14 protein-coding genes are annotated in these 14089 nt (G+C 62.9%); 12 read left to right on the top strand and 2 right to left on the bottom strand.

From position 1 onward, the window contains the following. Positions 1-61 precede the first annotated feature (61 nt). Complete coding sequence (locus P0M12_RS09435; RefSeq protein WP_042446300.1) at positions 62-1564, bottom strand: AMP-binding protein; 1503 nt, start codon at positions 1562-1564, stop codon at positions 62-64. A 137-nt stretch (positions 1565-1701) separates the two neighbouring features. Between P0M12_RS09435 and P0M12_RS09430 the strand changes: the two genes are divergently transcribed. Continuing rightward, a complete protein-coding gene (locus P0M12_RS09430) occupies positions 1702-2382 on the top strand; it encodes a TetR/AcrR family transcriptional regulator (RefSeq protein ID WP_054187502.1) in 681 nt (226 codons plus the stop codon). 88 nt (positions 2383-2470) lie between these two features. On the opposite strand, the gene P0M12_RS09425 is transcribed toward P0M12_RS09430, so the two are convergent. Beyond that, positions 2471-2947 (bottom strand): MaoC family dehydratase, encoded by a 477-nt coding sequence (locus P0M12_RS09425; protein WP_003942878.1) that lies wholly within the window; start codon positions 2945-2947, stop codon positions 2471-2473. Positions 2948-3104: 157 nt separating this feature from the next. Here P0M12_RS09425 and P0M12_RS09420 point away from each other — a divergent pair, with 157 nt between their 5' ends. The 11 genes from P0M12_RS09420 (at position 3105) to P0M12_RS09370 (ending at position 13946) form a co-directional block, all read left to right on the top strand. Next, positions 3105-3926, top strand: coding sequence for an SDR family oxidoreductase (locus P0M12_RS09420; protein WP_003942864.1), 822 nt, complete (start codon positions 3105-3107; stop codon positions 3924-3926). Then, entirely contained in the window at positions 3923-4726 is an 804-nt protein-coding gene (locus P0M12_RS09415; RefSeq protein WP_042446294.1) for an enoyl-CoA hydratase-related protein, read from the top strand. The genes P0M12_RS09420 and P0M12_RS09415 overlap by 4 nt, the downstream gene beginning before the upstream one ends. After that, complete coding sequence (locus P0M12_RS09410) at positions 4713-5933, top strand: acyl-CoA dehydrogenase family protein (protein WP_019745701.1); 1221 nt, start codon at positions 4713-4715, stop codon at positions 5931-5933. The genes P0M12_RS09415 and P0M12_RS09410 overlap by 14 nt, the downstream gene beginning before the upstream one ends. A 1-nt stretch (position 5934) precedes the next feature. Beyond that, a complete protein-coding gene (locus P0M12_RS09405; protein ID WP_007730827.1) occupies positions 5935-6717 on the top strand; it encodes an SDR family oxidoreductase in 783 nt (260 codons plus the stop codon). Continuing rightward, a complete protein-coding gene (locus tag P0M12_RS09400) occupies positions 6710-7744 on the top strand; it encodes a phosphotransferase family protein (RefSeq protein WP_039973187.1) in 1035 nt (344 codons plus the stop codon). Before P0M12_RS09405 ends, P0M12_RS09400 begins: the two co-directional genes overlap by 8 nt. Before the next feature lie 45 nt (positions 7745-7789). Continuing rightward, positions 7790-8548 (top strand): 3-oxoacyl-ACP reductase FabG, encoded by a 759-nt coding sequence (fabG, locus tag P0M12_RS09395; RefSeq protein ID WP_042446291.1) that lies wholly within the window; start codon positions 7790-7792, stop codon positions 8546-8548. Between the two features lie 34 nt (positions 8549-8582). Continuing rightward, positions 8583-9776 (top strand): acyl-CoA dehydrogenase family protein, encoded by a 1194-nt coding sequence (locus tag P0M12_RS09390; protein WP_076948641.1) that lies wholly within the window; start codon positions 8583-8585, stop codon positions 9774-9776. After that, the gene (locus tag P0M12_RS09385) at positions 9773-10870 is read left to right on the top strand and encodes an acyl-CoA dehydrogenase family protein (protein ID WP_007730833.1); all 1098 of its coding nucleotides are present in this window, start codon (positions 9773-9775) and stop codon (positions 10868-10870) included. Before P0M12_RS09390 ends, P0M12_RS09385 begins: the two co-directional genes overlap by 4 nt. Positions 10871-10901: 31 nt before the next feature. Further along, positions 10902-11885 (top strand): NADPH:quinone oxidoreductase family protein, encoded by a 984-nt coding sequence (locus tag P0M12_RS09380; protein ID WP_042446288.1) that lies wholly within the window; start codon positions 10902-10904, stop codon positions 11883-11885. A 79-nt stretch (positions 11886-11964) separates the two neighbouring features. Then, positions 11965-13164 (top strand): acetyl-CoA C-acyltransferase, encoded by a 1200-nt coding sequence (locus tag P0M12_RS09375; RefSeq protein ID WP_007730836.1) that lies wholly within the window; start codon positions 11965-11967, stop codon positions 13162-13164. Further along, entirely contained in the window at positions 13161-13946 is a 786-nt protein-coding gene (locus P0M12_RS09370; protein ID WP_007730838.1) for a RhlG family 3-oxoacyl-ACP reductase, read from the top strand. Before P0M12_RS09375 ends, P0M12_RS09370 begins: the two co-directional genes overlap by 4 nt. Positions 13947-14089: the final 143 nt, after the last annotated feature.

The raw sequence follows: 14089 nt of genomic DNA, 5'->3' as shown, positions 1-14089 counted from the left end.
GCACTCTGAGCGCATGGACAGGTGAACCCCGGCGAAATCTCGCCGGGGTTCACCTGTGTTTTCAGTTCTGCTTCTGGGCGAGGAGTTCGGTGCGGTCGATCGATCGCTTGAGGATCTTTCCCGTCGAACCCTTCGGGAGCGCGTCGATGAACTGGACCACCCGCGGAATCTTGTAGGCGGACAGACGTTCCCGAGCCCAAGAGGTGACGTCATCTGCTTCGAGGTCGGAGCCTGGGCGCACGGCCACCACCGCCGCAACCTCCTCGCCGTAGTAGTCGTCGGGTATACCGATCACCGCGGCCTCGATGATGTCGGGGTGCTGGTAGAGCACCTCTTCGACCTCGCCTGGATAGACGTTGTATCCACCGCGGATGATGAGGTCCTTGACGCGGTCGACGATGCGAAGGTCACCGTCGGCGTCGGTCTCGCCGAGGTCTCCGGTGCGGAACCATCCGTCGTCGGACAGGACGGCGGCCGTGTCGGCCGGGCGCCTCCAGTAGCCCTTCATGACCGTCGGTCCTTTGATGAATACCTCGCCCACTGTGCCTGCCTGGCAGACATTTCCGTCGTGATCACGGACCTCGACCTCGGTGCGCGGTACGGCGCGGCCGGTGTATCCGATCTTTGCGACGCGGTCGATGCTGTTGAAAGTTCCGAATGCGCTCGTCTCGGTCAGGCCGTAGCCCTCGAGGATTGTGCAGTTGAACCGTGCTTCGAAGGCGCGAGCGACTTCACCGGGAAGTGATGCGCCACCGGAGATTGCGATCCGCAGTTGTTCGAAGTCGGAGCTGTCCACGTCGGCTGCGGCGTGCAGCATGGCATTCCACATGGTGGGGACGCCCGCCATGATGGTGAGCTTGTCCCGACGCACCAGATCGAGCATGGCGGCCGGGTCGAACCGGGCGAGCAGGGATAGTGATCCGCCGCCGGTGAAGGTTGCCATCATGACCGAACCCTGGCCGAAGATGTGAAAGAGCGGCAGTCCGGTACCGGTGCGGTCCGAGGGATTTCCCCGGCTGCTCTCGGCGCCGATCTCACCGGCAGACAACAGATTCCCGACTGTCAGCTGAGCGCCCTTCGGACGTCCGGTGGTACCGGAGGTGTAGAGAATCGCCGTGGTGTCCGCTGTGTCGCGGTCGACCACCGTTGCCGGTGGATGGTCGGCCTTCGCCGATTCTTCGGTGAGCGTCCACACCGGGACGCCGCGCGCACTCCCTGCATCCTGAACTGCGGGACCGAGCTGGTGCCAGGCGATCGCCAGCGAAATCTCGGCGTCGTCCAGTACGTACTCGACTTCGGGTTGCGCCGACATCGTGTTGATGGGCACCACGACACAACCTGCAGCCTGAATCCCCATGTACGCCACGATGAATTCAGGCACCGACGGCGCCGCGAGCAGAACCCGGTCGCCGATGCTCAACCCTTCGTCGCGAATGCGGCCGGCAAACGCCAGAGACGCGTCGTGGAGCTGTCGGTATGTCCAATGATTATCCGTGCCGCGAATTGCAATATTTTCCGGAGTGGCTTCCGCGTGACGGGTCACCGGGTCGAGAACGCTAACCATGGTTCTGCCTTTCGGGAGGAATCGACCGATTGTGTGTCCTGGGTCTCACCAGAGCGTACACTTGAATCCGGCGTCAACATCGAGTCTGCTGGGATTGTCCCGAAGATGATGTTGATCGGAAGGATGAGGAGCGCACCGTGCTCGACGACGAATCGCGAATTGCCGCCTTACCGGTGGCTCCGCCCGCGCTGCTCCGGGATCGACCGACCACCGAGCGGGGGACACGCACGCGTGCGGCATTGGTTGCTGCTGCCCGTAAGGTTTTCGAGCGCAGTGGCTATCTCGATGCACGTTTGATCGACATCGCAAAAGAAGCCGGTTGCGCGACGGGATCGTTCTACACGTACTTCGCGAACAAGGAAGAGGTGTTCGCCGCCGTCCTCGAGGTCGCGCGAGACGACATGATGCACCCGGGCATGGGACGCGTTGCGAGCGCGGACGATCCGTACGCCGTGCTCGAGGCAAGTAATCGAGCGTATCTGGCCGCGTATCAACGCAATGCGAAGTTGATGGGGCTCATGGAGCAGGTTGCTCACATCGACCCGGAGTTCCGGAAGTTCCGCAGCGAGCGTGCCAATGCGTTCATACGCCGTAATGCCCGCGGGATCGCAGATCTGCAGTCCCGCGGCATCGCGGACACGGCGCTGGATCCGATGACGGCGTCGATTGCTCTGTCCGGCATGGTGAGTCGACTCGCCTACAGTCTGTTCACCCTTCGTGAGGGTGAGGTGGACGGGCGTTCACCGGAGTTCGATCAGATTGTCGCCACTGTGACCGATCTGTGGGCGAACGCTCTGAAGTTCCCCGACCGTCTCTGACGAGGTGGGCCGCCCCGGCTGCATCGATGTTCGAGCGGCCGGGCGTCCCAGTCTCGGTTCAGCTCTTTTCGGTTCAGCTCTTTTCGGTTCAGCTCTTTTCGACGACGCGAGCGACGGATTCGGCGACCACGACGGGCTTGTCGGAACCCTCGCGCTCGACCACCTGGCTCATCTTCACTTGGATTCCGCCGGGCAACTGCTCCGCGGACACGACGGTTGCGCGCATGCGGACCCGGGATCCCACGGGAACGGGAGCGGGGAAGCGAACCTTGTCGTAGCCGTAATTGAGGCTGTGGGCGAAGCCGTCGAAGTGGATGAGTTGGTAGGAGAACTGGGGTCCCAGTGAGAGGCTGAAGAGTCCGTGCGCGATCGTGCTGCCGAGCGGGCTCGATGCGGCTCGTTCCGGGTCGACATGAATCCACTGATGATCGTTTGTGGCTTCGGCGAACGCGTTGATGCGCTCCTGGGTGATGTCGTACCACTCCGTCGGGCCAAGTTCCTGGCCGATGAGCTTCTCGAGCTCGGCGAAGGTGGACGGGCGGACGGGCAATTGGTTTTCAGTCATCGTTATCCCTTTACTCGCAGTTCAGGAGGACGGAACGGGCCGTTCGGGTGACCGTCGCGATTCGACGGTTGAAACTGACGCCGGATTCAACTATACATGAGGGGAGACGTGGATCACTGTCAGCGCGTAGGTATGACGCAAGCGAGAGGAATCGCTCATGAAGGTTGCCCAGAAGGTAGCAATTGTCACCGGTGGCGGCGGGGGAATCGGCGGTGCACTGGCCGAGCGACTGGCTGCCGAGGGTGCTCGCGTCGTAGTGGCTGACCTGGACGGGGCAGCAGCTTCGGCAGTAGCAGAGGCGATCAACGCGGAGCGTCCCGGAGCGGCCGTGTCTGCCGGTGGCGACGTCTCCGACGAGACGGTCATTGCGGGCCTGATCGCGCAGGCGGAAAAGGAATTCGGCCCGGTCGACCTCTACTTCGCCAATGCCGGCGTCACCGGTGGCATGGGCCTCGACATCAGTGAAGACGTCTGGGACACGACGATCGACGTCAACGTTCGCGCCCACATTCGCGCTGCCAGGCTCCTCGTCCCCGGCTGGACGGAGCGCGGGGAGGGCTACTTCATCAGCACGGCCTCTGCGGCCGGCTTGCTCAGTCAGGTCGGGTCCGCCGCGTACTCGGTGACCAAACATGCCGCGGTCGCGTTTGCCGAGTGGCTCTCGATCACCTACGGAGATCAGGGTGTTCGCGTCAGTTGCCTGTGCCCGATGGGCGTCAACACCAAGCTTCTCTACGAAGGTGAGAACTCCGGCGATCCGGTCGGCAAGGCCGCAACCGGAGCCGTGCTTGCGGCAGGCAATGTTCTCGAGCCTGCCGAATGCGCCGAAATCGTTCTTGCGGCAGTGGATGCCGAAGAATTTCTCATCCTTCCGCACAAGAACGTGCTGGACATGTACCGGCAGAAGGGCGCCGACTACGACCGTTGGCTGCGCGGGATGCGCCGGTACCAGGCGTCGCTCCTCGCGGGAACACGATGACCGAGGAACTCGTCCTCTCCGAGCAGAGAGGAGCGGTGCTGGTTCTGACATTCAATCGGCCCCGCGTTCTCAACGCGTGGACCAACGAGCTCGAAGATCAGTACTACGACTTTCTGGCCGTGGCAGACGAAGATCCCAGTGTCCGAGCAATTGTTGTCACCGGCTCCGGCCGAGGATTCTGCTCGGGTGCTGACCTCGGCAATTTGAAGAACGTCGGCGAAGTCTCCGAAAGTGATCTTGTCCGGCCGCGAGACCGTCATTTCCCGACCACCATCCGCAAGCCGCTGATCGCCGCCGTCAACGGCGTCGCTGCCGGGCTCGGAATGGTCGAGGCTCTGTACTGCGACGTTCGTTTCGGTTCGAGCGCAACACGATTCACTACCGCGTTCGCGCGTCGAGGCCTGATTGCGGAGTACGGCATCTCCTGGATGTTGCCCCGCTTGGTCGGGCACAGTCGAGCAGTCGATCTTCTGCTTTCCAGCCGGATGGTGGACGCCGACGAGGCGTACCGCATCGGTCTGATCGACCACCTGGTCACCGGCGGTGACGTTCTGGATGCGGCGATTGCTTACGCCGAGGACATCGCGGCGAACTGCTCGCCGACGTCCCTCTTCGTCATCAAATCTCAGATGAGTGCCGACGCGCACTCGACCTTCACCGATTCCGCCAGGCGTGCGGAATCGCTGATGCTGAACGCATTTCACGGCCCGGATGTCGTCGAGGGTGTCAACAGCCATCTCGAACATCGAGCCCCCAATTTTCCTTCCCTCTCTGTCAGGAGTTCACATGTCAGTGTTTGAGTTCTCGGATCGCACCAAGAAGTACCAGGCCGAACTGCTCGATTTCATGGACAAGCACGTTTACCCGGCCGAAGCGGTCTACGAAGAGCAGATGCGTGAGTCCGGTAACCCGCACTTTCAGCCGCCGATCATCGACGACTTGAAGAAGGAAGCCAAGGCCCGCGGGCTGTGGAACCTCTTCCATCCCCATCCCGAATGGGGCCCCGGCCTGACCAACCTGGAATACGCACCGCTCGCGGAGATCATGGGCCGCAGCCACCTGGCCTCCGAGGCCACCAACTGCGCCGCTCCGGACACGGGAAACATGGAGGTGCTCACGCTCTTCGGCACCGACGAGCACAAGGAGAAGTACCTCAAGCCGCTTCTCGAAGGCGAAATTCGTTCCGCTTTCGCGATGACCGAGCCCGAGGTTGCCAGCTCCGACGCCACCAACATCCAGCTCCGTATGGACCGTGACGGCGACGAGTACGTGCTGAACGGCCGTAAGTGGTTCGCTTCCAACGCCTTGCACCAGAACTGCAAGGTTCTGATCGTCATGGGTAAGACCGACTTCAATGCCGCCACCCACCGTCAGCAGTCGATGATGGTCGTGCCGATCGATGCTCCCGGCGTCACGATCCTGCGCAACCTGCCGGTTTTCGGCTACCAGGACCGCGAAGGACACGGCGAGATCACTTTCGAGGACGTGCGCGTCCCGGCCAAGGACATTCTCGCCGGTGAGGGTGAAGGATTCGCGATCAGCCAGGCCCGCCTCGGCCCCGGCCGCATCCACCACTGCATGCGTGCAATCGGAATGGCCGAGCGCGCACTGGAACTGATGTGCAAGCGCGCATCCACCCGCATCACCTTCGGAAAGCCCGTCAGTGACAACGCGAATATCCAGGACTGGATCGCCGAGGCTCGTATCGACATCGAGATGGTTCGACTCCTCACGCTCAAGGCGGCACACATGATGGACACGGTGGGCAACAAGGAAGCGCGCACCGAGATCGCAGCCATCAAGGTTGCGGCACCGAACATCGCGCTCAAGATCATCGACCGCGCCATCCAGGTTCACGGCGGTGGCGGCGTCACCGACGACTTCCCGCTCGCGATGGCTTACGCCCACATGCGCACCCTTCGCCTGGCCGACGGCCCGGACGAGGTGCACAAGCGCGCCATCGCCAAGCAGGAACTGCGCAAGTACCGCGAAGTCAAGGCGAACTGACATGGCAGGACTGGATCTCACCGGTAAGACGGCAATCGTCACAGGCGCATCGCGGGGCATCGGCCTCGCGACCGCGCAGGCGATTGCGGCGGCGGGCGGAAACGTCGTACTGACTTCGCGCTCACAGGAATCCGCAGATGCGGCTGCCGCGCAGGTGAACGGCAACGCGATCGGCGTCGGCGCTCACGCGACGGACGAGGATGCTGCACGCAAGTGCGTCGAGCAGACGATCGAGCGTTTCGGCAGTCTCGACATCTTGGTGAACAACGCGGGCACCAACCCGTCGTTCGGGCCGATCATCAACCAGGATCACTCGCGCTTCGCCAAGACTTTCGACGTCAACGTGTGGGCTCCAGTCCTGTGGACCGGACTCGCAGCGCGGGCCTGGATGGGCGAGCACGGTGGTTCCGTGGTCAACACCGCTTCGATCGGCGGCATGGCGTTCGAGGCGGGAATCGGTACGTACAACGCGTCGAAGGCTGCTCTGATCCACATCACCAAGCAGTTGGCGCTCGAGTTGTCACCGAAGATTCGTGTCAACGCCGTTGCGCCGGGAGTGGTGAGAACCAAACTCGCCGAAGCTCTGTGGAAAGAACACGAAGAAGCGGTGTCCGCGTCGACTGCTCTCGGACGCATCGGTGAACCCGAGGACGTGGCCGCTGCCATTGCCTTCCTGGTTTCGGATGCAGCCCAGTGGATCACCGGCGAGATCATGACCATCGACGGTGGCCAGTTGTTGGGTGACGCACTCCCGTTCCGGCAGGGAGCGTCCGTCGGTGGCTAGCGTCGGAGTAGTGGGACTCGATACCGAAGCGGTCACCGGGTGGATCGCAGGCCTGGGGATCGACTTTTCCGGGCCGTTGTCCTTCGATCGAATCGGCTTGGGGCAGTCGAATCTCACGTACCTGGTTCGCGATCAGGACGGCAATCGCTGGGTGCTACGACGCCCACCGCTGGGGCATCTGCTGGCCTCGGCTCACGACGTGGCGCGTGAGGCTCGAATCCTGAGCGCTCTCGAATCCACCGACGTGCCTTCGCCGCGAGTATTCGGGTTGACCGAGGATCCTGCCGTCACCGAAGTTCCGCTGCTCCTCATGGAATTCGTGGACGGCGAAGTGGTGGACCGAATGCCTCTTGCGGAGGCGTTGTCGGAAGATCGTCGCCGGGCAATCGGAATCTCGCTCGCTCAGACGCTGGCGAAGATACACGCCGTCGACCTCGAGCAGGCCGGTCTCGACGACCTGGCAAGCCACAAGCCCTACGCTGCACGGCAGTTGAAGCGTTGGGGAGGTCAATGGGAACAGTCGAAGACGCGGGAATGCCCTGATCTCGACGATCTCACCCGACGCCTGATTGCAGCCCAGCCGGATCACACTGAAACCACGTTGGTGCACGGCGACTTTCACCTACGCAATGTGATCACCTCGGCGAGCAACGGCGAAGTTGTCGCGGCCCTCGACTGGGAACTGTGCACACTCGGTGATCCGTTGGCGGACGTCGGAAGCTTGTTGGCGTACTGGCCGGCGGCTGGTGAGAATACCGGCGGCGATTTCCCGGCGTCGGCACTCCCGGGATTCCCCTCGCGAGAGGAGATCTCCCGGATCTATCTCGAGGCCACCGGACGGGATCCTGCTGCGCTGAAGTTCTGGCACACGTTGGGACTGTGGAAGATTGCCGTGATCGCCGAGGGCGTGATGCGTCGCGCCCGCGACGAACCGCAGAATGCCGCCGAGAGCGGAACTCCCACCGTGGAACGTATTGACGCCTTGGTCGCCAAAGCCAGGGAAATTGCAGATCAGGCCGGGATCTGACGAGATCGTCCGGTGTCCGTCGAATCACGAAAGTATGGAGGGCCAGTGAGCCAGGAACGTAGAACCGCAATTGTCACGGGTGCAGCACGCGGAATCGGTGCGGCAGTAGCGAAGCGACTGTCGGAAGACGGTTTTGCCGTCGCCGTGCTCGACCTCGACGAAGCGGCGTGTGCCGGAACCGTCGACGCGATCAAGGCCGCAGGCGGACAGGCGCTGGCCGTCGGCGCTGACGTCTCCGACGAGGCTTCGGTCGCCGCAGCGGTGGATCGTGTGGCCGCAGACCTGGGTGCACCTACCGTGCTGATCAACAATGCCGGTATCACTCGCGACAACCTTCTGTTCAAGATGAGTGTTGCCGAGTGGGATTCGGTGATGAACGTCCACCTGCGCGGAGCGTTCCTCATGTCGCGTGCGGTGCAGAAGTACATGGTGGAAGCGAAGTTCGGCCGCATCGTGAACCTCTCGAGCACGTCGGCTCTCGGTAATCGTGGACAGGTCAACTACTCCGCTGCGAAGGCCGGAATGCAGGGCTTCACCAAGACATTGGCCTTCGAGCTGGGCAAGTTCGGCGTGACCGCGAACGCTATTGCCCCCGGATTCATCGAAACCGAGATGACCGCCGCAACGGCCGAGCGCATGGGCGTCGGCTTCGAGGACTTCAAGACCGCTGCCGCTTCGCAGATTCCGGTCAACCGTGTCGGTCAGCCCGAGGACATCGCGCACACCGCGTCGTTCTTCGTCAGCGAAGGCGCGGGTTTCGTTTCCGGTCAGGTCGTCTACGTCGCCGGTGGACCGAAGGACTGACCGTCCGCTCACCGCTCGAACCGAAGGAATGGGCATGGCTTTCGACGAAGAGGCAGTATCGCGTGATCTCACCGAAAAGGTGAACACGCTTCTCGCGGAGAACGATCCGAGCAGCGTGTCGGTATCGAATTTCCTCGGCGCACGATTCGACGCCGGACTGGCGTGGGTTCATTTCCCCGAAGGTCATGGGGGACTCGGTGTACCGCAGAGCTTTCAGCGTCAGGTGAACGCTCAGCTGGAGGCCGCCGGTGCACCGGGCCCGGCCACCGGCAAGAACGGGATCGGACTGGGCATGGCGGCACCGACCATCGCTGCCTTCGGCACCGAGGAGCAGAAGCAGAAGTTCCTGCGCCCGTTGTGGACTGCGGAGACGGTCTACTGCCAGCTGTTCAGTGAACCGGGCGCAGGTTCGGACCTCGCGGCCGTCGCTACCCGCGCCGTCCGCGACGGCGACGACTGGATAGTCAACGGGCAGAAGGTATGGACGTCGGGCGCGCAGAATGCGCAGCTGGCGATTCTCGTGGCCAGGACCGATCCGTCACGTTCCAAGCATGCGGGTCTGAGCTACTTCATCTGCGACATGACCGATCCGGGCGTCGATGTCCGGCCGCTGCGTCAGATCACCGGCGAGGCCGAATTCAACGAGGTATTCCTCACGGACGTCAGGATTCCGGACGCCAATCGCCTCGGAGCCGAAGGCCAGGGGTGGAAGGTTGCGACCACCACCCTGAACAACGAGCGTGTTGCCATCGGTTCGGGCGCACCGCGTGAGGGAGGCATGATCGGAAAGGTCGCTCAGGCCTGGCGTGACGAGCCCGAGCTGCGTAATCCGGCGATGCACGACGAGTTGATGCGGCTCTGGACCGAATCCGAAGTTGCGCGTCTGACCGGTGAGCGACTGCGCCAGCAGCTCGCCGCCGGCCAGCCCGGCCCCGAAGGCTCGGGAATGAAGCTCGCGTTTGCCGGTTTGGCTCAGCAGATTTCGGGTTTCGACCTCGAGCTGCACGGCGAAGCCGGTCTGCGCTACGACGACTGGACGCTGCGTCGACCGGATTCCGTCGACTTCACCGGGCGTGAACCCGGATACCGGTACCTGCGAGCCAAGGGCAATTCGATCGAGGGCGGAACGTCGGAGATCCTGCGCAACGTCATCGCAGAACGTGTACTCGGGTTGCCGCCCGAGCATCGCGTCGACAAGGACATCGCCTGGAAGGACTTACCCCGATGAGCGCCGATCTGTTGTACTCCGAGACCGAACAAGATCTGCGAGCCAGCGTCAGACGACTGCTGAGCGAGCGTGCCGGTGCCGACACCGTGGTCACGGCGTACGACGACGTGTCCGCCGACTTCACCGGGCTGTGGAAGTCGCTGGCGTCGGAACTCGGTTTGGCGGGACTGCTGGTACCCGAAGAACTGGGCGGGGCAGGTGCGTCGACGCGTGAGGCGGCGGTCGTGATGGAGGAGATCGGACGTGCGGTCGCTCCCGTTCCGTTCTTCACCAGCGCTGTGCTGGCGACCACGGCGTTGCTGAAGGCCGGCGAGACCGAGGTGCTCGGTCAATTGGCGGCGGGGGATTCGACGGCTGCTCTGATCGTCCCGATGTCCACTGCACCAGGAACTTTCACACCCACTGTCAAGGCAACGGCGAGTGGACTCGTCGGCAGCGTCACGACGGTTGCCGGCGTCGCCGAGTCCGATGTTCTTGTTGTTCCGGTTGCCGGTGAGAGCGGTCTGGAGCTGCACACCGTTCGGATCGCCGACGCTACCGTCACGCCGGTTCTGTCCCTGGACATGACGCGCCGATTGGCGGACGTCGAGTTCTCGGGTTCGTCGTCGGTCCGTGTCGACAGCGGCAATGCGGCGCAAGCGGTTGAGGAAGCGTTGCTCTGCGGAAGCGCACTTCTGGCGTCCGAACAGTTCGCTGTAGCTCAGTGGTGCCTCGAAACGACTCTCGCGTATGTGAAGGAGCGCAAGCAGTTCGGCCGGGCGATCGGTTCGTACCAGGCGATCAAGCACCGCCTCGCCGATCTCTGGCTCGAAGTCAGCTCTTCGGGCGCGGCAGCACGCTATGCGGCGGACACCTATGCACGCGGCGACGCCGATGCGGCGATCGCAGCGACGGTGGCCCAGGCATTCTGCAGCGGCGTCGCGGTTCATGCTGCGGAGGAGTGCGTCCAACTTCATGGTGGTATCGGAATGACGTGGGAGTATCCGGCGCACCTGTACCTCAAACGGGCGAAGAGCGATCAGCTGTCGCTGGGAACCGCGTATCAGCATCGGGCACGCCTCGCCGAGTTGGTCGACCTCCCGATCTCGTCCTGAAACTCACCCACTATCTGTCTGGAGAATTGCTGTGAAGGCTTGGCGCGTCAACGAACTCGGTCAACCCCGCGATGTGCTCGCGCTGGAGGAGACCGCGGATCCCACCCCGAATGCGACGGAGATGTTGGTCAAGGTGCTGGCGGCTCCGGCCAACTTCCCCGACGTCCTCATGTGCCGCGGTGAGTACCAGATCAAGCCGCCGCTGCCCTTCACACCCGGTGTCGAACTGTGTGGTGAAGTGGTCTCGGTCGGTGAATCGGTGACCAAATTCGCAGTGGGGGACCGGGTGATCGGTAATCCGAGTCTGCCGTCCGGCGGATTTGCCGAGTACTCGGTACTGGATCAGAACAACACGTTCCCGGCGCCGTCGGCTCTCGACGACGCGGAAGCATCCGCTCTGAGCATCGGCTATCAGACAGCGTGGTTCGCTCTGCATCGCCGCACCCAACTGCTCGAGGGTGAGACGTTGTTGGTCCACGCTGCTGCGGGTGGTGTCGGTAGTGCGGCAGTGCAACTCGGCAAGGCGGCAGGCGCCAAGGTGATCGGTGTCGTCGGCGGCCCGGACAAGGCCGAGTACGCGCGCAAGCTCGGCGCGGACCTCGTCGTAGACCGTCACAGTGAGGACTTCGTGGCAGCGGTCAAGGAGTTCACCGGCGGCAAGGGCGCCGACGTGGTCTTCGATCCGGTCGGCGGCGACGCATACGCGAAGTCCACCAAGTGCATCGCCTTCGAGGGACGGATCGTCATCATCGGCTTCGCCGGTGGCACGATCCCGCAGCCGGCACTCAATCACGCTCTCATCAAGAACTATTCGATCATCGGACTGCACTGGGGGCTGTACAAGGCCTACAACCAGCAGGCCATCGACGACTGCCACGTTGAGCTCACCAGGCTCGCCGATGCCGGCTTCGTCAAACCACTGATCAGTGAGCGGTTGTCGTTGACGGACGTTGCCGACGGTATCGGTCGCCTCGGCGACGGCACCACTGTCGGTCGCGTCGTGTTCCAGCCCTGATTCTTGCTGTGCGCCTTTATTAACCCCCGGCGGTTAATAAAGGCGCACAGCACTTCGTGTTCGACGAAAGGATTCCCCGATGAGGCAAGCTGTCATCGTTTCCACCGCCCGTACCCCGATCGGTAAGGCGTACCGCGGCGCGTTCAACAACACTCAGGCTCAAGAGCTTGCTGCACATGCCATTTCGAATGCAGTTCAGCGCGCGGGCCTCGAGGGCGGCGAGGTCGAGGACGTCATCCTCGGCGCCGCGCTGCAGCAGGGATCTTCCGGCGGCAACGTCGCACGGCAAGCGGTGCTGCGGGCCGGGCTTCCGGACTCGGTGTCCGGAATGACGATCGATCGTCAGTGCTCGTCCGGGCTCATGGCCATCGCGACCGCAGCCAAGCAGATCGTGGACGACGGAATGCAGATCGCGGTCGGCGGCGGCGTCGAATCGATCTCGTTGGTCCAGAACGATCACATGAACAACTTCCGCGCGGCTGATCCGTGGCTGAAGGAAAACAAGCCGTCGATCTACATGCCGATGCTGCACACGGCCGAGATCGTCGCCGAGCGCTACGGAGTGACCCGCGAGCAGCAGGACGAGTTCGCGCTCGTCTCGCAGCAGCGGACCGCAGCGGCCCAGGACGCAGGTCGGTTCGATCTCGAGATCGTCCCGCTGCCCTCGATCAAGCAAGTGCAGGACAAAGAGACGGGTGAGATCCGCAGCGAGTCCGTGACGCTGACCCGCGACGAAGGCAACCGCGCTTCCACCACGTTGGAAGGGCTGTCGAGTCTGCGACCGGTTCTGGCCGACGGGACTGTCAGTGCTCATTCGTCCATTACTGCGGGCAACTCGTCTCAGCTCTCCGACGGCGCTTCGGCATCGGTACTGATGGAGGCAGGCGAGGCGGAACGCCGCGGGTTGGCTCCTCTCGGTATCTACCGTGGCATGGCTGTCGCGGGTTGCGCTCCCGACGAGATGGGCATCGGACCGGTGTTCGCGATTCCGCGTCTGCTGGATCTTCACGGCCTGAAGGTCGACGACATCGATCTCTGGGAACTCAACGAGGCCTTCGCCTCTCAGGCCCTGTACTGCCGCGACAAGCTCGGGATCGATCCCGAGAAGTACAACGTCGACGGTGGCGGTATCTCTGTCGGCCATCCGTACGGAATGACGGGGGCTCGTCTGGTCGGCCATGCTCTTCTTGAAGGAAAACGGCGCGGAGCCAAGCTCGTGGTGGTGACCATGTGCATCGGCGGCGGTATGGGTGCTGCCGGGCTTTTCGAGGTCGCATGAGCTTGATCGAGGGACTGTTCGACGTCAGTGGCAAGACCGTTGTGGTCACCGGTGGATCACGCGGCATCGGATACATGATCGCTCGCGGGTTTGTCGAAGGCGGAGCGACGGTCGTCATTTCGGCCCGAAAGGCCGAAGCCTGTGACGAAGCCGCGCGAGAGCTTTCGGAGTTCGGCACCTGCATTTCGCATCCGGCCGATCTGTCCACGGACGAGGGGGTCGAGAGCCTCGCTGCGAAGGTCGCCGAGATTTCGCCGACGCTCGACGTACTGGTCAACAACGCCGGTGCCACGTGGGGAGCTCCCGTCGACGATTTTCCGGCCGCAGGCTTCGACAAGATTTTCGACATCAATGTCAAGGCAATCTTCCTCCTGACGCAGAAGCTGTTGCCGCAGTTGCGGTCTGCAGCCACGGCGGAAGATCCCGCGCGCGTGATCAATATCGGATCGATCGACGGACTCGTGGTGTCGGGTTCGGAGAACTTCTCGTACGGAGCCAGTAAGGCTGCGGTGCACATGTTGACGCGCAAGCTCGCGGCAACGCTTGCGGGGGAACAGATCACGGTCAATGCCATTGCGCCGGGCCCGTTCCCGTCGAAGATGATGGCATTCCTCCTCGAGGACGAACAGAGTGCAAAGGCTGTGGCGGACTCGGTCCCGTTGGGCAGGGTCGGAACTCCCCAGGATGCTGCAGGTCTTGCCATCTTCCTGGCTTCACGTGCCGGGGCTTATCTGACCGGCGCGGTGATTCCACTCGACGGCGGTGCGAGCGGAGCGCGCTGACCTACTGACTGATCTTCTCTGTCCGAAAAGGCCTGAAAGTCTGAACTACTATGACTTTCAGGCCTTTTCGCGTCTTTGTCTGATTGGGTTGTCTGTGACTGCAGTTGCTAGATTGTCCGAGGTTCGGGGGGAACGACGACAAC

It is taken from the genome of Rhodococcus sp. RCBS9 (assembly GCF_029457415.1).
GTDB classification, from domain to species: Bacteria; Actinomycetota; Actinomycetes; order Mycobacteriales; family Mycobacteriaceae; genus Rhodococcus_F; species Rhodococcus_F qingshengii.
The sequence above is the reverse complement of the archived record's forward strand: the minus strand, read 5'-3'. Positions and strand labels throughout refer to the sequence as shown.